Raw genomic sequence first — 1,253 nt, 5'->3', positions numbered from 1 at the left:
CGAGGCGCTCACCAGCGGCGTGCGCGAGGCCCAGGGATCGCTGATCTCCGCCTCGACCGACGCGGCAAGCCAGATCAAGTCGCTGACCACGGACATCGAGCGCACGCTGACCGCCGTCGGCGCCGACACCGCCTCGACCATCCTCAACAGCGCACGCGAGGCCCAGACCTCGCTGACCTCGACCTCCGCGGACGCCGCGAGCCAGATCCGCACGATCTCGACCGAGATCGAGCGCACCCTGAGCGCGGCCACCGCGAACGCGACCAACGACATCCAGACCAGCGCGCTCAACGCCCAGAACGCGCTGATCACGGCCTCCAACGAGGCGAGCTCGCGGGTCAAGTCGAGCTCGTCCGACGTCGAGCGTTCGGTGCTCGCCGCCAGCTCCAGCTTCGGCCAGGCCATGACCGGCAAGACCGACGAGATCGTCACCTATGTGCAGCAGCAGGCCGACCGTCTGTCGAACATGATCGACGCCAAGCGCGGTGCGCTGGTCGATGCGATCGGCTCGAAGACCAGCCAGCTCACGCTCGACATCGACCGCGTCACCTCCGACGCGCTGAAATCGATCGAGACGCGCGGCCAGGCCTTCTCGCAGACCATGATGGGCAACGGCTCGGAAGTCGCCCGCACCATCAACGCGGCGAGCGAGATCGCCACCAGCGCGGTCGGCAAGTCGCTCAAGGACCTCGAGCAGTCCTCGCGTTCCGCGATCGACCAATCGCGCCAGGTCTCGATCGCGGCCGTCACCGAGATGCAGGAGACCAGCAAGATCCTGCGCACCGACACGGTGGCGCTGTTCGAGCGCCTGCGCGAAGGCAACATCCTGCTCCAGGAGGTGTTGACCGGTGCGCACGACAACCTCAACTCGCTCGAGCGGGCGCTGGTGACGCGCGTCGCCGACTTCGTCTCGGCGATGAACGACGTCACCTCACGCAACGGCGCGGCGACGCAGAACCTGGAAGAGCAGCTCAACGTCTTCAACAGCAAGACCACGAAGGCGCTCCAGGATCTCGGCGAGTTGTCGACCCAGTTCGATGCGCACGGCAAGGCGCTGGTCGACGCCGCGCAGGTCGTCGAGCAGAGCAACAAGAACACCACCGCCTCGCTTGCCGAGCGCAAGCAGGCGCTGGAATCGCTCGTCACCACGATCGATCTGCGCACCGCCGACCTCGACCAGCGGCTGTCGCGCTTCACCGGCCTGCTCGATGAATCGCTGGCAGCGGCCGAGGAGCGCGCCCGCGACATCGCGC

At 67.4% G+C, this 1,253-nt stretch carries 1 pseudogene; it reads left to right on the top strand.

The window, feature by feature from the left end:
- A pseudogene (locus MOV75_RS38740) lies at positions 1-1,253 on the top strand (negative regulator of septation ring formation); the annotation flags it as partial.

Origin of the sequence: Bradyrhizobium sp. PRIMUS42 (genome assembly GCF_023006515.1) — a bacterium.
GTDB lineage: Bacteria > Pseudomonadota > Alphaproteobacteria > Rhizobiales > Xanthobacteraceae > Bradyrhizobium.
The sequence above is the reverse complement of the archived record's forward strand: the minus strand, read 5'-3'. Positions and strand labels throughout refer to the sequence as shown.